General features: G+C 76.3%; 17 protein-coding genes. 5 read left to right on the plus strand and 12 right to left on the minus strand.

The features are described from left to right. Entirely contained in the window at positions 1-1095 is a 1095-nt protein-coding gene (locus tag GEV43_RS34375; RefSeq protein WP_160825993.1) for a S1C family serine protease, read from the minus strand. Positions 1096-1248: 153 nt separating this feature from the next. On the opposite strand from GEV43_RS34375, the gene GEV43_RS34380 reads away from it, so the two are divergent. Both GEV43_RS34380 and GEV43_RS34385 read left to right on the plus strand, forming a co-directional pair. After that, entirely contained in the window at positions 1249-1839 is a 591-nt protein-coding gene (locus tag GEV43_RS34380) for a TetR/AcrR family transcriptional regulator (protein WP_160824988.1), read from the plus strand. Between the two features lie 97 nt (positions 1840-1936). After that, complete coding sequence (locus tag GEV43_RS34385; protein ID WP_160824989.1) at positions 1937-3394, plus strand: MDR family MFS transporter; 1458 nt, start codon at positions 1937-1939, stop codon at positions 3392-3394. Here the strand turns inward: GEV43_RS34385 and GEV43_RS34390 are convergent. The 3 genes from GEV43_RS34390 to GEV43_RS34400 all read right to left on the minus strand — a co-directional run bounded on the left by GEV43_RS34390 (position 3373) and on the right by GEV43_RS34400 (position 6535). Continuing rightward, positions 3373-4374: a phosphotriesterase-related protein gene (locus tag GEV43_RS34390; RefSeq protein ID WP_309240080.1), complete on the minus strand. Its 1002-nt coding sequence runs from the start codon at positions 4372-4374 to the stop codon at positions 3373-3375. The genes GEV43_RS34385 and GEV43_RS34390 overlap by 22 nt on opposite strands. A 99-nt stretch (positions 4375-4473) precedes the next feature. Continuing rightward, positions 4474-5376 carry an LLM class flavin-dependent oxidoreductase gene (locus tag GEV43_RS34395; protein WP_160824990.1) on the minus strand — a complete coding sequence of 301 codons (903 nt, stop codon included), beginning with the start codon at positions 5374-5376 and terminating at the stop codon, positions 4474-4476. A gap of 28 nt (positions 5377-5404) precedes the next feature. Next, on the minus strand, positions 5405-6535 hold the full coding sequence (locus tag GEV43_RS34400; protein WP_241684135.1) for a multidrug effflux MFS transporter: 1131 nt from the start codon (positions 6533-6535) through the stop codon (positions 5405-5407). Between GEV43_RS34400 and GEV43_RS34405 the strand changes: the two genes are divergently transcribed. Next, positions 6534-6707: a hypothetical protein gene (locus GEV43_RS34405; protein WP_160824991.1), complete on the plus strand. Its 174-nt coding sequence runs from the start codon at positions 6534-6536 to the stop codon at positions 6705-6707. The two genes, GEV43_RS34400 and GEV43_RS34405, sit on opposite strands and share 2 nt — an antisense overlap. 143 nt (positions 6708-6850) lie before the next feature. On the opposite strand, the gene GEV43_RS34410 is transcribed toward GEV43_RS34405, so the two are convergent. The 8 genes from GEV43_RS34410 to GEV43_RS51845 all read right to left on the minus strand — a co-directional run bounded on the left by GEV43_RS34410 (position 6851) and on the right by GEV43_RS51845 (position 18609). Continuing rightward, entirely contained in the window at positions 6851-7462 is a 612-nt protein-coding gene (locus tag GEV43_RS34410) for a malonic semialdehyde reductase (protein ID WP_160824992.1), read from the minus strand. A gap of 125 nt (positions 7463-7587) precedes the next feature. Continuing rightward, positions 7588-8226, minus strand: coding sequence for a PASTA domain-containing protein (locus GEV43_RS34415; RefSeq protein ID WP_160824993.1), 639 nt, complete (start codon positions 8224-8226; stop codon positions 7588-7590). Between the two features lie 198 nt (positions 8227-8424). Next, positions 8425-10104, minus strand: a complete 1680-nt coding sequence (locus GEV43_RS55410; protein WP_309240081.1) for a hypothetical protein — start codon at positions 10102-10104, stop codon at positions 8425-8427. Further along, positions 10038-12569, minus strand: coding sequence for a hypothetical protein (locus GEV43_RS34425; RefSeq protein WP_175250967.1), 2532 nt, complete (start codon positions 12567-12569; stop codon positions 10038-10040). The genes GEV43_RS55410 and GEV43_RS34425 overlap by 67 nt, the downstream gene beginning before the upstream one ends. Before the next feature lie 4 nt (positions 12570-12573). Continuing rightward, on the minus strand, positions 12574-13824 hold the full coding sequence (locus GEV43_RS34430) for a GTPase (protein WP_160824994.1): 1251 nt from the start codon (positions 13822-13824) through the stop codon (positions 12574-12576). Between the two features lie 7 nt (positions 13825-13831). Beyond that, positions 13832-16564, minus strand: a complete 2733-nt coding sequence (locus GEV43_RS34435) for a hypothetical protein (protein ID WP_160824995.1) — start codon at positions 16562-16564, stop codon at positions 13832-13834. Between the two features lie 25 nt (positions 16565-16589). Further along, a complete protein-coding gene (locus GEV43_RS34440; RefSeq protein WP_160824996.1) occupies positions 16590-18173 on the minus strand; it encodes an Hsp70 family protein in 1584 nt (527 codons plus the stop codon). 67 nt (positions 18174-18240) lie between these two features. Then, a complete protein-coding gene (locus GEV43_RS51845) occupies positions 18241-18609 on the minus strand; it encodes a nucleotide exchange factor GrpE (protein WP_309240082.1) in 369 nt (122 codons plus the stop codon). A 729-nt stretch (positions 18610-19338) separates the two neighbouring features. Between GEV43_RS51845 and GEV43_RS34450 the strand changes: the two genes are divergently transcribed. Beyond that, positions 19339-20013, plus strand: coding sequence for an ACT domain-containing protein (locus GEV43_RS34450; RefSeq protein ID WP_160824997.1), 675 nt, complete (start codon positions 19339-19341; stop codon positions 20011-20013). Positions 20014-20085: 72 nt separating this feature from the next. Then, on the plus strand, positions 20086-21636 hold the full coding sequence (locus GEV43_RS34455) for an AMP-binding protein (protein ID WP_160824998.1): 1551 nt from the start codon (positions 20086-20088) through the stop codon (positions 21634-21636). Positions 21637-21660: the final 24 nt, after the last annotated feature.

Raw genomic sequence — 21660 nt, forward strand, 5'->3', positions numbered from 1 at the left:
CTACTGCGGCGGGCCGTCCCCGAGCTGGACGGGCGTGACCCGCTTGAGGCCGTCCGGGCCCGTCCAGCCGATCTGGACGGTCTCGCCGGGCCGGTGCCTCAGCAGCAGGTCGGTGAGGGCGCCGGGGGAGTCCACGACCTGCTCGTTCAGGCTGACGATCGTCGTCCCCGGACGCAGCCCCGCCGACTGGGCCGGGGTGCCGGGCAGCAGGCTCGCGATGAACGCGCCCGGCGCGCGGGCGCCGGTCGAGGTGGTCGCGCCGCGGACCTGCACGCCGAGCAGCGCGGTGCGGCCGATGTGCACGGTCGCGGACGGCCGGCCCTGCTGGATCTGCCGGGCGACCTCCAGGACGCGCGCGATCGGGATCGCGTACGCGCGGTGCCCGGACTCCGTCTTCATCCGGTAGCCCGCGGAGGCGGCGGTGTTCATGCCGACGACCCGGCCGGACGAGTCCAGGAGCGGGCCGCCGGAGTCGCCGGGCTTGATCGCCGCGTCGGTCTCGATCAGGCCGGTCAGCCGCTCGGAGCTGCCGTCGCTCTCGTCGGTGGCGACGATCGACTGGCCGAGCGAGGTCACCTTGCCGTGCACGACGGCGGGCGTCCCGCCCTTGCCGCCCGCGTTGCCGACGCCGGTCACCACGTCGCCGACCTCCGGCTCGCGGGCCCCGAACGCGGCGGTCTTCAGGCGGGCGGCGCCGTCGAGGCGGACGAGCGCGATGTCGGCGGACCTGTCGTACCCGAGGACCTGCGCGGTGTAGGTGCGGCCGTTGTCGGTGTCGGTGCCGCGGAGGGTCGTGGCGCCCTGGATCACGTGGTTGTTGGTGAGCACCAGCCCGGACGGGTCGATCACGATGCCGGTGCCGGCGGACAGGGTGTTGCGGAACGCCTGCTCGGCCTCCAGGTTGACGACGCCGGGCCGCCGTCCGCTCGGCTTCTCCGTGCGGGCGGGCCGCACCGTCGCGGGCGGCGCGCCCGAGGTGCTCGTGCCGCCGTCGTCCAGCATCGGGCGGACGAGCAGGAAACCCAGCAGCGCGGCGAGCGCGGTCAGGACCACCAGGCCGGCGGCGGCCCCCGAGTTGCGCCGCCCGTCGGGCATCTGGTTCACGGTCGTCGTCCCTCCTCCGCCGCCCTACTGGGCGGGTGCCCGGAATGCGACGTACTACACCATGAACGATCCGCCCCGCGCCATATGATCCGCGTGAGCACCGCGAGGTTGCGCGGGGCCCGTTGTGCAGTAAACATTTACTTCATGAGCGACAGCAGGGCGCTGCTCCTGGAAGCCGCCTCCGAGGAGTTCGCCCGCAACGGGCTGAAGGGCACCCGGGTGCAGGCGATCGTCAAGCGCGCCGGGGTGAACGAGCGCATGATCTACCACCACTTCGGCAGCAAGGAGGGCCTCTACAAGGCCGTCGTGGACGCGCTGCGGCTCGGGATCGGGGAGTCCTGGATCCCCGCGCTGGAGCGGGCCATGCGGATGGAGCCGTACGACGGCATGCGCACGGCGCTCGGCGGGCTGTTCGACGCGCTGCGCGACCGGCCGAGGCTGGTGTCGCTGCTCATGCACGAGTGGCTGAGTGGGGACGAGACCTCGTCCCTGCCCGACCCCGCCGAGCTGCCCCTGCCGCTGCGGGAGCTGTACGAGGCGGGGCGCGAGGACGGGGTGTTCGCGCGGGACGTCCCGTTCGAGGTGGCCTACGGCACGGTCATCGGCGCGCTGGTGTCCCTGACGATCTTCGCGCCGAGGTTCGCCCGGAGCATGGGCGGCCTCGCCGACGACCGGGAGCTGCTGCGCGACCAGGTGATCGGGCAGCTCCTGGACGGCATGACCGGCCCGCGCTGATCCCGCTTCCCCCCGTCCCCCGCCCCGTCCCCGCGGGCGGGGGAGCCTTACCGTCCCTTCCGCAGTAAATATTTACTGCACACCGATGGAGGAACCGATGACCAGGTCCGCGGCGCTGCCCCCGGCGCTGCTCAGGCTCGCCGGAGTGATCATGCTCGGCGCGCTGATGATGCAGCTCGACATGACGATGACCAACATCGCCACCAACACGCTCCTGGACGAGTTCGACGCGCCGCTGTCGACCGTGCAGTGGGTCGGCACCGGCTACCTGCTGGCGATGGCCGTCGTGATCCCGATGGCCGGGTGGGCGCTGGAGCGCTTCGGCGCCCGCGCGGTCTGGACGGCCTCCATCGCGGCGTTCCTCGTCGGCTCGCTGCTGTGCGCGTTCGCCTGGTCGGCGGGCAGCCTCATCGCGTTCCGCGTGGTCCAGGGACTCGGCGGCGGGCTGATCATGCCGCTGGCGCAGGCCGTGATGGCGCGGGCCGCCGGCCCCGAGCGGCTCGGCCGGGTGATGGCGCTGATCGGCGTCCCGTCCCTGCTCGGTCCCGTCCTCGGCCCCGTGCTCGGCGGCCTGATCGTCGAGGACCTGGACTGGCGGTGGATCTTCCTGGTGAACGTGCCGGTCTGCGCGGTCGCCCTGGCCTTCGCCCGCGTCATGCCGGACGACCGGGCCGCCGGCGGCGCGCAGGCGCGGCTGGACCTGCCCGGCCTCGCGCTGCTGTCGGGCGCGTGCGTGGCGCTGGTGTACGGGCTCGCGGAGGCGGGCCGCAGCGGCGGGTTCACCGGCACGGGCGTCCTCGTCCCGCTGCTCGCGGGCGCCGCGCTCGTCGCGGGCTTCGCGGCGCACGGGCTGCGCGCGCCGGACGCGGCGCTGATCGACCTGCGGCTGTTCCGGCGGCGCGAGTTCGCGGCGTCGGCGGCGGCGCTGTTCCTGGCGTCGGGCGTGATGTTCGGCGCGATGGGCGCGCTGCCGCTGTACTACCAGCAGGCGCGCGGCGAGGACGCGCTCCACACCGGGCTGCTGATGATCCCGTTCGGCGTCGGGATGGCGGTGGCGCTGGGCGTCGCGGGCCGGCTCTCCGACCGCCTGCCGCCGCGCTGGCCCGCCCTCGCCGGGCTCGCCCTCGCGGCGGCGGGCGACTTGGTGTACGTGGGCGTCGGCGCCTCCACCTCGTACACGCTGCTCGGCGCCGCCCAGTTCTGCAGCGGCCTCGGCGTCGGGGCCGTGCTCGTCCCCGTGATGACCGCCTCGATGCGCGGCCTCGGGCACCGCGAGATCCCGCGGGCGAGCGTCGCGGTGCGGATCTTCCAGCAGATCGGGGCGTCGTTCGGCGGGGCCGTGCTGCTCATCGTCATCCAGCGGCAGCTCGCCGACCGGGCCCGCGAGGCGCACGGGCAGCTCGACCCGGCCGGGATCGCCTCGGCGTACGGCGCGACGTTCTGGTGGGCGTTCGCCATCACCGTGCTCGCCGCCGTCCCGGTGCTGCTCCTGCCGGGGCGCGGCGGCCCGGCCTCCGCGCCGCGGGACGAGTCTCAGACGGAACGGGTGAAGTAGCGCCTCGGATTGTCCACGAGCATCTGCCCGACCTGCGCGTCCGTCACGCCGAGGGCGCGCAGGGCGGGCAGGACGTCGTCGCCGATGTGCCGGTAGTTCCAGTTGGGCGCCATCGCGCGCAGCAGCTCGGGATCGGGCCCGAACCAGTCGATGTAGCAGCTCGCGTCGTGGCTCAGCACCATCCGGTCGGCGTAGCCGCGCTCGCAGAGGGCGGCGATCGTGCGGACGCGGTCGGCCGTGGGGTTGAGCACGTCGAGCCCGAACCGGTCCATGCCGAGGATCGCCCCCGTGTCGGCCAGCTCCATCAGGTAGTCCAGGTCGTTGCTGTCGCCGGCGTGCCCGATCACCACCTTGGCGAGGTCGGCGCCCTCCGCGCGGAGGACGTCCACCACCGCGCGGCCCGCGTGCACCGAGCTCTCGGTGTGCACGGTGATCGGCGCGCCGGTCTCGCGGTGGGCGGCGGCGACGCCGCGCAGGATCCGCTCGACGCCCGGGGTGAGGCCCGGCGCGTCCACGGCGCACTTGAGGAACGCGGCCTTCACGCCCGTTCCCGCGATGCCCTCGGTCAGGTCGCGGACGAAGTCGGCGACCATCGGGTCGGGGCCGCCGAGCAGCGTGCCGGGCCCGCGGTGGTGGTAGGGGAACGGCAGGTCGTTGTAGGTGTAGATCCCGGTCGCGACGATGATGTTGAGGCCGGGGACCTCGGCGGCGATCCGCTCGATCCGCGGGATGTAGCGCCCGAGCCCCCACACGGTCGGGTCGGCGATCGTGGTGACGCCGTGCTCGGCGAGGCGGCCGAGCTTGGCGACCGCGTCGGCGACCCGCTCCTCCTCGTCCCACCACGCCCCTCCCCGTAGTTCTGGACGTGCTCGGGGGACAGCACGAAGACGTGCTCGTGCATGTACGTGCGGCCGAGGGCGGCGACGTCCACCGGGCCGCGGGCGGTCTCGACTGCGGGCATGGGGTGCTCCTCGGCGCATACCGGTCGGTCGGTTCTTGGCAAGCTAGGTCCGGGGCGGCCGGGAGTCAACGGGCGGGGCGGCCGGGAGTCAACGGGCGGGGCCGCCGGGAGGGCGGCGTCAGCGGCGCGTCTGGAGGGCGAGCACGGCGTCGCGGACGTCGGCCAGCTCGGCGTCCCAGTCGTCCGGCGGGACGACCGGCGCGAGGACGAACTTGGACAGGCCCGCCCCGATCAGCCGCTTGAGATGGGCCTCGGCGTCCTCCAGCGCCGGCACGACCTCGCCGGGCGCGGCCTGCCCGCGGACCCGGCGGGCGCGGGCGAAGCGCTCCTCCGCCTCGGGGGAGAGCGGGCCCCGCCGGTACGGGACGACCGCGCCGAAGTGCTCCTCCTCGATCTCGCGCCCGGCCTCCGCCGCCGCCCGCTGGACGAGCCCGCGGCCCCGTTCGGCCTCGGCGGGCGTGGTGAACGCGGCGAGCCAGCCGTCCGAGAGGCGGCCGGTGCGGCGCAGCTCGGCATCCGACGCGCCGCCCATCCACACGTCGAAGCCGCCCTTCGCCGGCTTCGGCAGCACCCGCACGTCGGTGTAGTCGAAGCGGGGGCCGCGGTGGGTGACCGAGTCCTCGGCCCAGAAGCGGCGCAGCAGCGGCATGGCCTCCTCGAAGATCGCGGCGCGGTCCTCGCGGCGGACGCCGAACGCCTGCTGCTCGCCCGGGTCGCGGACGCCGAGGCCGAACGCGGGCAGCAGCCTGCCGCGCGAGAGCAGGTCGAGCGAGGCCATCTCCTTGGCCACCAGCGCGGGGGAGCGGCCCGGCAGCGTCATCACGGCCGTGCCGAGCTTGATCCTGGAGGTGAGCGCGGCGGCGTACGCCAGGGTGGAGACGGGGTCGCCGGAACGCCCGGTGGCGCGCTCGGAGACCCACAGCGAGTCGAACCCCTCGCGCTCCAGCCCCGCCGCCAGCGCGCCCAGGGCGTCGGGGTCGGGCGCGGAGGCGGCGGGGGCGAGGCCGATTCTGACGATCATCCTTCGACCGTACGGCGGCGGAGTTCCGTCACGCAACCCTCTCCGGGCGGCCCTCGGCGGGGCGGGTGGCGACGGCGGTGATGGCGGCGGCCAGCACCGCGAGGACCGCGATGGCGAGCGCCATCGGCAGGGCGGTGCGGCTGCCGCCGATCCCGGCGAGCGGGGCCGCCGCGCCGCCGAGCGCGAACTGGCCGAGGCCGAGCAGGGCGGACGCGCTGCCCGCCACGTTCGGGGGACGTCCCGACAGGGCGAGCGCCGTCGCGTTCGGCAGGATCAGCCCCTGCCCGGACACCACGAGGAACAGCGCGGGCAGGATGCCCCACAGCCCCGCGCCGGCGAGGACGGCGGCCAGCAGCAGCACGCCCCCGGCGGCGACGACGGCGAGGCCCGCGCCGAGCAGCCGCCGCAGCGCGACCCGGCCCGCGAGCCGTCCGCTGATCTGGCCCGCGAGGACGATCCCGAGCGAGTTGACCCCGAACACGAGGCTGAACGCCTGCGGCGACATGTGGTGGATGTCCTGGAGGACGAACGGGCTCCCGGAGATGTAGGTGAACATCGCCGCGAACGCCAGCGCCACCGCGAGCCCGTACCCGACGAAGCTCCGGTCGGCCAGCAGCGCCCGGAACGTCGCGAGGGTCGCGCGGGCGCCGCCGGTCTCGCGCCGTTCGGGCGGGAGGGTCTCCTTCAGCCCGGCCAGCGAGCCGAGCAGCAGCGCGACGCCCGTCCCGGCCAGCACCGCGAACACGCCGGGCCACGGCATCAGCCGCAGCAGCTGGCCGCCGATCACGGGCGCGAGGATCGGCGCCAGCCCGTTGACCAGCATCAGCATGGAGAAGAACTTCGCCGCCGCGACCCCGTCGTGCAGGTCGCGGACGACGGCGCGGGCGATGACGATCCCGGCCGCCCCGGCGGCGCCCTGGACGAACCGCAGCCCGATCAGCGTCTCGACGGTGGGCGCGAACACGCACAGCAGCGACGCGACCGCGTACGCCGCGAGCCCGACCAGCAGCGGGCGGCGCCGCCCGAACGCGTCGCTCAGCGGCCCCGCGACGGCCTGCCCGATGGCGAGGCCCGCGACGCACGCGGTCAGCGTGAGCTGGGTCCGCACGGCGCCGGTCGACAGGTCGGACGCCAGGGACGGCAGCGCCGGGAGGTACATGTCGATCGACAGCGGCGCGACCGCCGTCAGCGCGCCGAGGATGACGATCAGCGCGAGCCGGCGGTCCCGCCGCGTCGCGGAGCCGGACGGCGCGGCGGCCGGTTCCGGGGCCGGCCGGCCCGGGGCGCGGGCCTGCGTGCTCGGCGCCTCGGGGCTCGGCGGGGTCGGGTGACGCGGGACCGGGCGGCGGGGCGGCCTGGGGCATGGAATCTCCGTCTGTGGCGGAGCGCACCGCCGCGCGCGGGGGACGTCGCGGCGGTGCGCCGATCGTGGGAATCCCGACTGCGGGGAGCGGACCGGAGCGCTGACAGCGAATCAGACGGTGGTGACGACCTGCTCGAAGGACAGGCGAGGGTTGCGCTCGAACCAGGCGTCCGGGCCGGGCCTGCCGACGTTGACCACCGCGATGGGCTGCTGGTTCGTCCCGCTCAGGAACTCCCGCCGCAGCCCCTCGGCGTCGAACCCGACCATCGGCCCCGCGGCGAGCCCGGCCGCGCGGATGCCGACGATCAGGTAGCCGAGCTGGATGGTCGCGTTGAAGTGCGCGATGCCCGGGCGCCCCGGGTTGTCGGCCATGCTCTCCCGCGCGCCCGGCTTGTGCGGGAACGTGACCGGCAGGTGCTCGTGGAAGTCGGCGTCGGCGGCGACGATCAGGGCGAGCGGCGCGGAGCCCGTCTTGGCCTTGTTGCCCTCGGCCATGTGGGCGACGAGGCGTTCGCGGGCCTGCGGCGTGCGCACCGCGACCAGCCGCAGCGGCTGGGTGTTCATCGCGGTCGGCCCCCACTTGACCAGGTCGTAGATCGCGCGGACCTGGTCGTCGGTGACCGGCTCGCCGGTGAAGGCGTTGGCCGTGCGCGCCTCGCGGAACAGCAGGTCCTGCGTGGCGGGGTCCAGCGCCAGCACGCTCTCGGGCGCGGTCGTCGTCATCTCGTCACCTTTCCTCGGCCGGCGGGGCGGGCGCCCCCTCGGAGTTCTAACCAGATGACGAAGAGTTATCTGCCACGTCAGGAAGTGGGATGCGTCACAGGTCAGGAGGCCGCGCGGGCCGGCCGTCAGCGCAGGCGGACCGTGACCGTGGCGCCGCGCCGCGCCACCGTACCGGGCGCGGGGTCCTGCGCGGCGACGGTGGCCGTGCCGGAGAGCACCGCGACCCGCAGCCCGAGCCCGGCCGCCGCGCCGCGCGCCTGCGGAACGGTCAGGCCGATGAAGTACGGCACGACGACGCGGCCGCCGGTCACCGTCCCGCCGAGCCCCGCCGAGACGTACAGGCTGACCTGGCCGCCCGCGCCGAGCGCCGCGCCCGCCTCGGGGTAGCTGCGCAGCACGAGCCCGGCCGGACGGGACGACGGCACCCGGATCACCGATCCGAGCGGCACGCGCCGTTCGGTCAGGCGGCTCACGGCGGTCATCGAGGGCAGTCCCGCGACCTGCGGCACCACGACCCGCGCGGCGGGGGCGGCGTTCGGCGGCGGCTCCGCCCGGCTCCGCGACACCGGCGAGGCGGCGGCGTCCTCGCGCGCGCCGCCCGCACCGCCCGCGCCGCCGACCAGCAGCGTGAGGCCGAGGACGGCGACGACGCCGAGGCTCGTCCCGCCGCCGAGCAGGAGCATCGCGCGGCCCGACATCTCCGGCGGCTCCGGGCGGGCTCCGGCGCCGGCGGCGTCCTGGCGGTACGGGTCGTGTCCGGGCATCCGCGCCCCCAACGTCCTGCGGGGATCCGTCCCCCGCCTGTGCGATGGGACGCGCCGTTCCATGAGCGAGTTCGTGTCCGGAACGTCCCAGCATCGGTGGGCGCGCCGCGTGACCGGCAGCGTCCGGCGGGACGGCGCGCGGTCAGTACGGGAGGCGCTGCGCGGCGGCGACGATCGCGCCGGTCAGCGTCGCGACCGTCACGACCGACAGCCCGGCGAGCACCGCCCACCGGCCGACCTGGTAGCCGACGGGCACGCGGGACGCGTCGCGGCCCCGCACCGGCCACGGCGCGCGCAGCGGCGCGGTCCCCGGGACCTCCTGCGCCGCGTCCTCGGCGGTCGCCGGGCGGTCGCCGTTGGCGGACTGGCCCGGCCCGCCGCCGACAGGCCCGACACCCACCCGAGCAGTTCGGCGACGTCGGCGGGCTCGGTCGCGAGGCCCGACCCGAAGTAGCGGACCTGGCCCGCGACCTGGTCGAGGGTCCGCACGGTGTTGCCGAGCCCGACGCCGCCGAGCCAGCGGCGCAGGTCGCCGTCCTCCGCGAGGCCCCGGCCGACCTCCGTCCCGGCCAGCAGGTCGGTCTTGGTGACGACGACCGCGACGCGCTTCTGCCGCCCCCGGTCGGGCCGCGACCGGAGCTCGTTGAGGACGCGCTGCAACGTGTCGGCGGGGTCCTCCTCCGACGAGAACGCCGCCCGGTCGATCCGCTCCCGCTCGCCCGCCGTCAGGGCGCGGCGCACCCCCGGCAGCGCGAACGGGTCGACGACGAACAGCAGCGCCTCGCCGTGGTCGAGGTAGCGCAGCGACTCGACCTCGGTCGCGCCCGTGTAGTGCTCGCCCGCCGGGTCGAACAGGTACAGGATCCGGCGCGTCCGGCCGGGCAGCTCGACGTCCACCATCGTCGCGAGCGGCAGCTCGGGACCGGTCTTGGCGGGACGGCCGCCGCGCTGGAACTCGCGGATCGCGCCCGCGTACGCCTGCGCGTGCCGCTGCTCCACGAACGTCAGCCGCCCCGACACCGCGCGTGCGCGGGCGTGCAGCGCGCGGATGCCGAGCACCATGAACGTCGTCTTCCCCGCCGCCGGGCCGCCCACGAACGGCAGCGGCTCCACCCGGACCCGCCCGATCCGCTCCGGCAGCCGCCCGCCGCAGTGCGGGCAGTACGCGGCGAGCCGGAACCGGCCGAGCGGCACGGTCGTCGGGAGCCGCGCCCCGCACCGGCACACGTGCCGGAACGCGCCCGCCGGGCCCGGCGACAGGCGCGCGTGCCGGGCCCCGCAGCCGGGGCACTCGTACTCGGGCAGCCCGATCCGCTCGTAGCAGAACGGGTGCGGGCAGGTCTGGAGGATCCGGCCGTACGTCATGAACACCCGCTCGACGGCCGCGAGCACCAGCGCGCACCCGAGCCAGCCCGCGAGCCCGACCGCCGCGACCAGCCCGTACAGGACGGTCAGCGCGAGCCCGAGCACGGCGGCCGGGACCGCGGCGGCGGCGATGCCCGCCACGAGCGCGAGCCACACCGGGAACGCGAAGAACCCCCACAGCCCGCCGAGCAGCGTGCGGGTGAGGCCGCGCCCGATGCCGTACGCGGTGGCCCAGACCTCGGGCACCACCGTGCGTGTGATCGTCCACCAGTCGCGCCACACCTGCCCGAGCAGGTAGTGCCGGTACGCGACGGCCGGCGCGGCGACGGGCGAGGGCCCCTCAAGGGTGGACGGCGCGAGGGTGCGGCACGCGTGCACGTAGTACAGCCCGAGCGCGCCGAGCCCGGCGGCGACCAGCGCCGCCGGGAACAGCACGGGGAACACGATCATGAAGCCGAGCCACATCGCGCCGATCCACACGGCGAACAGCACGAGCAGCACGAGCGGGTGCACGGCTCACCTCCCCCGCGCGTCTCGGCGAGGAGGTCCTTCAGCGCGGCGCGCAGGTCGGGGTCGCCGGAGAAGTGGGCGTCGAGCTGCCGCGCCGACAGCCAGCGGGTGACGGCCGACCGCGCCCACGCCGCGAGCGCGGGCTCGGTGACGCCCCGCGCGCGCAGCCGCAGCACCACCTCGACCAGGTCGTTGCGCTGCTCGATCTCGGCGCCGCGCAATGGAGAGCGCCCCGCGCGGGCGCGTCCGGGCAGCTCGCCCGTCCAGCGGGCGCCGAGCCGGGTGCGGACGGTCGGGGTCGCGGCGCCGAGCAGGTCGGCGCGGAAGCGCGGCGGGCGGCGGCACAGCCGGCGCGCGGCGGCGGTGAACGCCGCGTCCACGAGCCGGGGGCTGGTGCCCGCGGTACCGATCAGCGTGCCGAGGGCCCGCGCCGCGCCCTCGGGCCGTTCGGCCGTGATCGCGTCGGTGTACGCCCGCACGGCCGTCGCGTCGCGTCCTGCGCGCCCGCCGGGCAGCACCGCGCCGACCCGCGCCGCCAGCCGCAGCGTCGCGGCCTCCGACAGCGCGTCGCCGCCGGAGGTCTCCTCGGGCGGCGCGATCCGCGCCGCGAGCCGGGTGAACGTCCGGGACGGCAGGGCGGCGAGCGCCGGATGCCCGGCCAGGGACGCGGCGTGCGCGTCGAGGAGGTCCAGGCACTCCGCGGCCGTCGGCGGGTCCTCCCACACGCGGCCGAACGCCGGGTCCAGCTCGGAGGGCGTCGCGTCCAGCGCCAGCAGCTCCCCGGTGACCGCGACGCGGCGGTCCCGGCGGCGGCGCCCGACGGCGGCGAGCACCTCCAGCGCGACGGCGGGCGCCTCGCGCAGCCGCGCCGCGTGCTCGTACAGCACCTCGCACGCCGCGGCGGTCAGCGCGGCGGAACGGTCCTCGCCCGCCGCCCGCGCGAGCCCGTCCAGGACCCCGTCGAGCAGCGCGTCCCGCGCGCCCTCGGGGCAGGCGCGGAACGCCGCGGGCACGTCGGCCGCGCCGCGCCGCGCGCAGTCCGCCGCGGCGGCCGTCACATCGGCCGGAGAGGCCGGGGCCCCGGCCCGTTCGGCGACGGCCGCGATCGCCGCGACCTCCGCCAGGTCGGGCGCCGCCGCGAGCGCCGCCGAGGTCTCCGGCGCCAGCTCGCCCGGCGGGACGGACCACGGCCCGGCGCGCTCCAGGCGTTCGCGCGCGCTCTGGTCGGTCAGCGCGAGGGCGGTCGCGCGCAGCGCGCACACCCCGGCGACGTCCGCCGCGCCCGCGGCCCGCGCCCGGTCGCGCACCGCGACGGCGAGGTCGAAGCCCATCGACGGAACGCCCGGCGCGAGGTCGCGCCACACCCACTCGGGGATCGCCGTTCCGTGCCTGGTCAGCAGCCCGGCCGCCGCGTCCTCCTCGGCCCCGGCGACGGACGCGCCGTCCCGGCACAGCGCGAGCAGCGCCGCCGCGCCGTCCAGCCCCGCGTCCCGTCCCGGGCCCGCCTCCGCGCCGCCGCCCGTTCCCGCGCCCGCCCGCGCGTCCAGCATCGCCAGCTCGCCGAGCGCGTCGAGCCCGGCGAAGTCGAGGTCGCGCCAGCACGCGGCGACCGTCCGCGCGAACCGTCCGGGCGGGGCCTCGCGGGTGCTCGTCCACGAGTCGGTGAAGAACGCGTCGGACGCGGCGTGCTGCCCGGCCGACGCCCACACGTCCGGTGTCGTCCCGACGAGCCGCTGCGCCGCGCCGCCCGGGTCGGCGCTGTAGGTGACGAACGACAGCCGCGCGGCGGCGGCGACCGGCAGGGAGTACGACACGACGGCGATCCACCGGGCGATCAGCTCGTCGTCCGGCCCGACGAGCACCACCCGCCCGTGGCCCCGGGCGAGGACCCCCGCGACCGCGTCGACGAGCCGCGCGAGCATCCCGTACGCGCCGCCCGCCTGCGAGCCCGCCCCGCCCGGCCCGTCCGCCCCCTCCGCCCCGCCCGTCCCGTCCGTCCCGAACGACGCCGTGTCGGCGAGCCACTCCGCGAGCGCCTCGGGGGCGAACGCCTCGCCGGGCGCCAGCTCGTCCACCTCGGGCAGGTCGCCGCCCTCGGCGGGCGCGTCGGCCCACACCGGGGAGTGCCACAGCTCGGCGGGCCGCACGCCCTCCAGCTCGCCCGGGTCGGCGACCACCGCGTGCCCGAAGAAGTTGCCGTACCGGCCCGAGTAGTCGCGCCCGAGGTAGCGGCAGCGCAGCAGCAGCGGGCGCCCGCCGACCCGGTCGTACAGCAGCGCGACGGGGAACAGGTCCAGCTCGCCGCCGTCCGGCGACAGCGGCGCGCCGGGCGGCGGCCGGTACGACAGGTGCGGCGTCACGCCCGCCCGCACCCCGTCCGGCAGGCCGGGCGTCTCCGCGACGAACTGGAACCCGGCCCGGCCCGTCGGCCCGTTCCGCGCGGAGGTGTAGTGCAGCTGCCAGGCCACGGGCTCACGACCTTCCGGTGCGGACGCCGTCGAGCATCCCGAAGCGGTACAGCAGCCACAGCAGCGGGTCCTCGGCCCGGTACGGGCGCACCCCGCCCGCGCCGACCCGGTCCTCCTCGGGGAGCCCGCCGAGCGCCGACAGCCCGAACAGCGCGTGCTCGGCGTACTGCTGCGACAGGTAGGTGTCGAGCTGCCCGGCCTGCCAGTCGTGCAGCAGCGCGCGGACCTGCGCGTCCACCGCCTCCCTGTCGTCCAGGTCCAGCACGCCGGCACCGGACCGCGACCGGTGCAGCGCCGACTGCCGCAGCAGCGCCGGGCGCAGCACGTCGATCTTGGTGAGCGCGACCGCGACCGGTACCCGCAGCCGGTCGCCCGGACCCGTCCGCCCCGCCGCGCCGTGCCGCTGCCGCAGCGCCTCGGTGACCCGCGCGATGACGTTGATCGGCTCGCTGTCCGGATCGTCCCCGGGGACGGCCGGCGCGCCGGGAACGGCGTCGAGCAGCCCCGCGCGGGCGCCGGGCAGCTCCAGCGGGTCCACCAGGAAGATGATCGCGTCGGCCGCCTCCAGGTAGCGCAGGTGCAGGTCGCGCACCTCGCGGCTGCGCAGGTCCTCGCCCGCGGTGTCGAACAGCACCAGCGCGAGCGAGTCGTTGCGCGGCCGGGCGAACCGGGTGCGGCGGGTACGGGTCAGCAGGTAGACCAGCGGCTCGCGCGGACCGGTCGCGGCGCTCGCGGTCGTCGGCAGCAGCCGCCGCTCCTCCAGCAGCGGCCGGGCGAAGTCGCGCTTGTAGCGCTCGATCGTGCGGTCGTCGCACGCGACGAGCGACGCGTCGAGCTCGGTGCCGACCCGGTTCATCAGCTCGTGCAGCAGCACCGCGATGTAGGTGCTCTTCCCGGCGTTCTTCGCGCCGACGAGCGCGACGATCCGCCCGGGGGAGTCGCAGTACGCCGACGGGAGCGGGTTGTGGCACTCGGGGCACGCCCGGTTGCCGGTCGGCTGCCCGCAGGCGGGGCAGGACGCCCGCCCCCCGCGCCCGGCCGCCGCGAACACCGGCGGCAGCGACGCGCCCGCCGTCGAGCCCGTGTAGGCGGCGAGCTCCTCGTCGAGGACGGGCTCGCAGCCGCGGGTGCGGCCCGCCCGGCCCCGGCAGCGGAACAGGATCCGCTGCGGCGCGACGGCCTCGAAGCAGTAGGGGCAGGTGACGGCCTGCCGGGAGGGGACACCCGGCAGGCCCACCCGGGAGGCTAGTGACACGGGTTCCTCATCGCTGGACCTGGAGGCTGCGGACCGGGGGGTCGCTCAGCTCGACGACGTCGTCGTCCGCGAAACAACGTAGCCAGTATGGGCCGGAAACGCCCGGAGGCGGGAGCGACACCTCGCCGGGGACCGGCACCTGCTCCCACGTGCCGAGCGTCTCGCCGTCGGCCGCGCGGTGCGGCATCACCCGCCCGGCCCGCAGCACGAGCGTCAGCCGCGCGACCCGCAGCGGCCGCGCCGACGACAGCCGGACCGTCAGCGTGCGCCGCCACGGCGGGCCGCTCCGCACCAGGTCGTAGTGCACGACGGTCGGCGCGGGCACCTCCGCCGCGACCGCCGGGCCGGTGACGCGGGCGCCGCCGACCGTCCCGGACGAGGCGACCGCGACCTCGACCGGCTCGTCCTCGGGCACCGGCAGGCGGACGCCGCCCTGCGTGTCGTACGCGGCGCGGGTGACGATCTCGCGGCGCGGCGCGCCGGACCCGAGCCGTCCCGGCTCGATCCGCCCGGCCTCGACCAGCCCCGCCTCGATCCGCCCGGTCGCGATCCGGTCGGCGCCGACCCGCCAGGTCAGCTCGGCCTCCGCGACGTCCGGCGGCCAGTCGAACCCGACGTGCACGTACGCCCCGCGCCGCTCGGCGACGAGCCGCCGGGGCGGCGGCAGGTTGACGTGCCGGTGGTACGCGCCGATCGCGGCCGTCCCCTCGGCGACGGTCACCGCGAGCAGCCAGCCGCCCGCGCCGGGCCGCACCTCCAGGCCGCCCCCGGACGGCGCGGCGGCCAGCCTCCGGCTCGCCCGCCGCACCTCCTCGACCGGGACGACCGCGCTGCGCGGCCACGGCGGCGGGCCGTCGGTCAGGACCAGTTCGACCGTGCCGTTCGGCGGCGGATCGAACCTGACCCGCAGCAGCCCCGGGTCGGACGGGTCGGGCTCGGCGGCCAGCTCGTACACCGGGACCGGCGGCGCGCACGGCGTCACCGACTCCCGCACGCCCGGCGTCGCGACCTCGCGGCCCTCGGTGTCCAGGTAGACGGCGCTGATCCGGTAGTGGTGCGTCGTGCCGTTCGGGACGCGCTCCCGGAACCCCTCGCGCCCCGCCGGGACGGGACGCCCCGCGCGGACCACGTGCACCCGCGCCGCCTCCGGGGGGCACCGCCACCGCCCGGTCACCACCCCGTCGCCCGGCGTCAGCGTCACCTCGCCCGGCTCCGGCCGTACGGTCACGGGCCCGGCGACGGCGGGCGCGGCGGCGGCCTCGCCCCGTACCGCGACCACGCCGTAGTACAGCGGCACGTTCACCGGCGGCCGGTCGTCGCGCGCGCCGGGCAGCGGCTCCCCGTCGGCCGCGTCGCGCGGCGGACGGCCGCGCCGCCGCACCACGTGGTAGACCACCTCGCCGGCCGTGGACGGCGAGGCGTCCCACGCCAGCCGCACCGACGGCCCCCGCGCCCCGTCCGCGGGCCCGTCCACGTCGGCGCGCAGCGCGGGCACCGGGTACGGCGGCAGGCGGCGCTGGTGCTCGGCCGCGCCGGGCAGGTCGCGGACGAGGCGGAGCGCGTCGGCGAGCAGCCGCCACGCGCGGTCGGGGTCGTCCTCGGCGACGGCGGACTCGCGCAGCCGCAGCGCCGTGTCGAGCCGGTGCCGCGCCTCCGCCGCGAGCACCTCCTCCTCGGGCCGCTCGCCGTCCCCGCCCGCGCCGGACGGCGGCGCGCCGGGCCCGGCCGGGACGCCGGACGCGTCGGCCAGCTCGGCGGCGGCCTGCACCTCGCCCGCGTCGAGCAGCGCGCGCAGCCGCCCCGCGAGCCCGCCGCCCGGCCCCGTCTCGCGCAGCACGGCGAACACCAGCCGCCGCGCGTCGGACGGCTCGACGCCGAGGTCCTCCATCGCGTGGCGTTGCAGCGCCCGCTCGGACGCGCGCTGCCTCAGCCGCTCGCGGAGCCGGTCGACGACGTCGTACAGGAGCAGCTCGTCGAGGTCGGCGCCCGAACGCAGCGCCGCCAGCACCGTGTCGGCGTGCGTGGTGCTCGTGTCGCGGCTGCGCCGCGCCCACTGCGCTCCGGCCTCCGCGACCGCCTCCGGGCCGGGACGCAGCGCGCCCGCGCCGCCGGGACCGGCGGGCCCGCCGCCCGCCCGGAACCCGCCGATCACGCGCATCGGCCCCCGCAGCCGGTCGCCGAACAGGAAGTCGGCGAGGTGCCGCTTGCCGAGCACGTCCAGCGACTCGCGGACCTTCCGGTACGCCGGGTACGGCGACCCGGACGGCAGCGGGTCGGGCTCGCGCACCTCGATCCGGTCGGCGGACGCCAGGCCCTCCAGCTCGGCGCGGGCGACCCCGGCCGTCCGCGCGATGCCCTCGACCTCGGCGGGCGTGACCGTCCGCAGCGTGCCCGCCGCGTCGGCGAGCCGCGCCCGCGCCTCGGCCAGCCGCCTGCGGGTCGCCTCCCGCCCGCCGCGCAGCCGCTCGTCCAGCGGGCCGAGGTCGCCGCGCTCGGCCGCCGCGAACACCGCGGCGAGCTCGCGGTGCTCGGCCTCCAGCCGGTCGATCAGCTTGCGGTACTTGAGCTGCCCGCGGGCCCGCCGCCAGCACTGCCGCACCTGCTTGACGCGCGCCGCGACCGCCGCGGCCGACGGCGGGTCGGGGAGCGCGTAGCGGACGCGCAGGTCCTCGGGCGGCTGGTCGCCCGCCGCCCGCGCCGGCTCCAGCACCTCCCGGTGGTACTCCTCGTCGAACCCCACGCGGCCGCCCCCGCCCGTCCCGGCGTCAGCTCACCTGGACGCGGGACAGGGCCTTGCGGGAACGCTCGACCTCCTCCTCGGACATCCCGCCGACGTCCACCTTCAGCTCCAGCCGCTCGCCGGTCTCCTTCTCCACCGCCGTCACGTTCAGCAGCCCGGACGCGTCGAGCGCGAACGTCACCTCGACCGGCCAGCCCGCCTTCTTGCCGCGCGGGATGCGGATCTCCCCGGTCGCGATCTCGGAGTTGTCGATCAGCTCGCCGGACTCCACGCTGCCCGCCTGCTCCATCACCCGCACGTCGGCGGACGTCTGGTCGTCGTAGACGGTGAAGAAGTCCTCGGTCTTGGCGGCGGGCAGCTCGTCGTTGGCGTGCACGAGGTGCGCGACGTGCTCGGCGCCGGTCTCCCGGTCCACCACCACGATCCCGAACGCGTGCGAGGCGACCGTCTTGATCTGCCGTCCCGCGATCTGCTTCTGCTGGTCGGCCGACAGGCCCGCGCGCAGCGCCATCTCCTCGGCGCGGTCCTCGGCGCCCTCCCGCACGAGCCGCCGGTAGGTCTCCTCGAACGCGTACAGCGCCGCGCCCTTCGCGACCGCGAGGTCGGGGTCCTGCACGCGGGGCCGCAGGCCGAGCTCGGTCTCCAGCCGCGCCGCGACGACCGGCATCTTGGTGGACCCGCCGACGAGCACCAGGTCGTCGTAGTCGTGCACGCCCTTCTCGGCGGCGGTCGACAGCGTCCGGCCGGTGATCTCCACGGTCCGGTCCAGGAGGTCCTTGGTCAGCTCCTCCAGCTTCTCGCGCGTCACCTCGACCGCCGCGACGCGCCCGCCGTGCATCACCCGCACCGTGTGGGCCGTACGGGTCGTCAGCGCCTTCTTCGCGTCCTCGGCGTCGCGGCGGAGCTGCTGCTCGGTCTGCTTGTCGTCGAGCGGGTCGCCCGCGTCGGGGTGCTCGGCGCGGAACCGCTCGGCCAGGTACTCCACCAGCCGCGCGTCCCAGTCGGCGCCGCCGAGCTCGTGGTCGCCGTCGGTGCACACCACCTCGATGTGCCCGGACCGCAGCGCGATCACCGTGGTGTCGAACGTGCCGCCGCCGAGGTCGTACACCAGGATCGTCCGGTCGACCTCCGGGTTGAGCACGCCGTAGGTGATCGCGGCGGCGATCGGCTCGGACACGATGTCGATGACGTTCAGCCCGGCGATCCGGCCCGCCTTGCGGGTCGCGTCGCGCTCGGCCGCGCCGAAGTACGCCGGGACGGTGATCACCACGTCGCGGGTCTCCTCGCCCGTGGTGGTCCGCGCGTCCGTCGCGAGCTTCAGCAGGATGAACGCCGACAGCTCCTCGGGGGTGAAGTCGATCCCGTGGATCGGGCGGGCGACGTCGCGGCCCATGTCGCGCTTGACGAGGCTGACGACGTGGTCGGGCTCCAGCACCGCGGTGTCCTTGGCGGTGGCGCCGACGATGACGTTGTCGCCGCTCTCGAAGTAGACGACCGACGGCGTGGTGTCGGTGCCCTCCAGGTTGCGCAGGACCGCCGGACGCCCCACATCGTCGATCGAGGCAATGCAGGAGTAGGTGGTTCCCAGGTCGATCCCGTAGACAGCCATGTCCCTCTCACACCTATCGGTACCGGGTCAGGGCGCGGCGCCCGGTTCGGGAGCCGCGCTCCGGCGTTCATGGTCCGGTGTTCATCGTCTCGCTCCGCACCGTGTCGCGCAGGCGACTTGACGGAGCCGGGGTGTCCGGTTCGCCCGGCGGCTCCGCGTCCGGCGGGAGTTTTCCGACGCAGACCTCGGCCTTGCGCAGGACCCTCCCGCCCTGCTCGAAGCCGTCGGCCTGGACGGAGACCACGGTGCCGGCGCGGCCGGGCTCGGTGACGGGCGCGACCGCGACCGGCCGGTGCCGGGCCGCGTCGTACGGCTCGCCGGGCTCGGCGGTGAAGCGCTCCACGCCGATCCTGGACAGCACGTCGGCCACGTCGTCGGCGACGGCGGCCAGCAGGCTCGCCGCGTGCGCGGGCTCGGGGGATCGGGCTCGGCCCACCGGCCGGACTCGCGGCGGGTCTGGTCGTGCAGGCGGTAGAGGGCGGTCCGGACGGGCTCCAGCAGGGCCTGCAACTCGCCGCGCCGCAGCCGCTGGTTCTCCTCGTGCAACCGGTCGATGATCGCCTCGCGGTGCGCGGCGCGGTCGTGCTCGCGGTCGAGCCTGGCGGCCAGCCCCGCGATCGCCTCCCGCACGTCGTCCCGCAGCGCGGACACCTCGGACTCTCGGGGCGCCCCGGCCTCCTCGCCGTCATCGGCGGCTTCGGGGCCGGGCGCGGGGACGGGGGCAGGGACGGGTGCGGGGGCGGGCGCAGGTGCGGGCTCGCTGGGCTTCGCCGCCTGGACGGGGACGGTGAGCCCGGACGCGCCGTTCGCGGCGCCGGGATCGGTGGGTGTCTCGGTGCCGTTCCCCGGTGCGCGGTCGCCCTCCGTGCGCGCCGCCGCGCCGTTCTCCAGGGCCGTGCGGGCAGGCTCGCGCTCCGGCTCCGCCGCGAAGCCGTCGTTGACTTGGCGTTCCCGGTCGCTCGACACGTGCAGTAACCCTAATGGCCCTGACCTTGCGAAGGTAGGGCCGCCCTTGACGTTCGGGAGACTTTTCCCCGACCCGCTCACGTACGGTCCTCGCCCGACTTCTCTCTGAAGACACGCTCGGGTTACACGTTGGAAACGAGCCTCCAGCACGGTTGTGGGTACCGATCGGTCAGAGCTCGATCGGATGAGGGAGGTGGCGATGTTGCTGAGGATCCGAGTGCGCCTGCCGGACCGTCCCGGATCGCTGGGCCGGGTGGCGCGGACGCTGGGGGCCGCGGGCGCCGACGTCGTCCAGATGGCGGTGCTGGAACGCGACGGCGGGCGGGCGCTCGACGACTTCACCGTCGCCTGGCCGGCCGGGGCCGGGATCGACCGGCTCTGCGAGGGGCTCGCCTCGGTGCCGGGCGTCGACATCGTCGGCGTCTGGCCGACCGCCGAGCCGCAGGGCGCGTTCCCCGACGCCGCGGTGATCGGCCAGGTCGCCGCGTCCCCGGCGCGCGGCCCGATGATCCTCGCCGACGCGGTGCCCGCCCTGCTCAGCGGCGACTGGGCCGGGCTCGCCGAGACCGGGGGCGGGGACGGCCCCGGACTCGTCCACGCCAGCGTGCACGGCCTGGCGGGCGTGCGGCTGCCCGAGCTCGCGCCGCTGCGCCCCCGCTCGTTCACCGCTCCGGACGGCACCCAGTACGCCATCTGCCCGATGGAGGGCGGCGACGGGCGCGGGCTCGTGCTCGTGGCGGCCCGGACCGGCGCGCCGCCGTTCCACCGCACCGAGGTCGAACGGCTCGCGCAGCTCGTCGGCGCGGCCGAGGCGGTGCTGGGCGTGCGCGCGGCGGCGTGCGCGGCGGAGGGTTCCGCGGCCCGCACGGGTTGACGGCCCTGGCCTTCCGGCCCGGCGGGTCCTAGAGTCGCGTTCTAGATCCGTGCCGGTTCCTGGAGGTCGTCCATGGCCGAACTGCTCCGCCCGTACGCCGCCGCCCAGCCCGACGAGCCCGCGATCACCGACGAGCGGGGCGCCACCTCCTGGCGGGAGCTGAACGGCAGGACCGACCGGCTCGCGGGCGCGCTGCGCGGGCTCGGCCTCGGCACCGGCGACGCGATCGCGATCCACTCCGGCAACCGCCGCGAGCACTTCGAGCTGATGTGCGCGGCCGGGCACATCGGCCTGCGCTACGTGCTGGTCAACTGGCACTGGACGGCCCAGGAGCTGCGGTACGTCCTGGAGGACGCGGGCGCGAAGGCGCTGTTCTCCGAGGACGCGTTCGGCGACGTGGCCCGCGAGGCGTCCGAGGGGCTGGACCTGCGCGCGCGGGTCGCGCTCGGCGACGGCGTCGAGGGCTTCGCGCCGTACGAGGAGTTCCTCGCGTCGGGGCCCGAGGGGGAGCCGGACGGCCAGGTCATGGGCTTCCCGATGTTCTACACCTCGGGCACGACGGGGCGGCCGAAGGGCGTCAACCGCAAGCTCGTCGCCGCGGGCGCGCCGATCGAGACCGCCAAGCTGGTCGGCGACGTCTTCGCGGAGATCCTGCTGATCCCCGAGGGCGGCCGGACACTGCTGGTCGGGCCCGTCTACCACTCCGCGCAGTGGCTGTGGTCGTACGTCTTCCTGCTGGGCGGCCGTCCGGTCGTCATGCGCCGCGGCTTCGACCCGGCCGAGACGCTCCGCCTCATCGACGAGCACGGCATCACCAACGTGCACCTCGTCCCCACCCAGTTCGTCCGGCTGCTGCGCCTGGACGAGGCGGCGCGCGCCGCGTTCGACGGGTCGAGCCTGCGGGCGGTGTGGCACGGCGCCGCGCCGTGCTCGCCGGAGATCAAGCGGCGGATGATCGACTGGCTGGGCCCGGTCGTGCACGAGTACTACGGCTCCACCGAGGCGTCCGTCAACAGCGTGATCACCGCGGCGGAGTGGCTGGAGCGGCCGGGCAGCGTCGGCCGCCCGCTGCCGACCACCGAGGTGCGGATCCTGCGCGAGGACGGCGGGCCCGCCGCGCCGGGCGAGCGCGGGCAGATCTGGTTCCGCTACACCAGCGGCGACGACGTGGAGTACTGGGGCGACGAGGAGAAGACCGCGTCGGTGCACCGCGCGGACGGGCTGTTCACGACCGGCGACATCGGCTACTTCGACGAGGACGGCTACCTGTTCCTCGCCGACCGCGCCATCGACATGATCATCAGCGGCGGGGTGAACATCTACCCGGCCGAGATCGAGGGCGTCCTGATCACCCATCCGGCGGTCCGCGACGTGGCCGTCTTCGGCGTCCCGGACGAGGAGTTCGGCGAGCAGGTCAAGGCCGCCGTCGAACCGGCCGAGGGCGTGCGGCCGGCGCCGGAGCTGGCGGACGAGCTGATCGCGCACGTCCGGTCGTCCCTCGCGGGCTACAAGGCCCCGCGCTCGATCGACTTCGTCGCCGAGATGCCCCGCACCCCCACCGGCAAGCTCTACAAGCGCCTGCTGAAGGACCCGTACTGGCAGGACCGGGCCCAGCGCATCTGACGCCGGGCCCGCCCCCGGCGGGCC

This window comes from Actinomadura sp. J1-007, assembly GCF_009793335.1.
Classification (GTDB): Bacteria; Actinomycetota; Actinomycetes; order Streptosporangiales; family Streptosporangiaceae; genus Spirillospora; species Spirillospora yumaensis.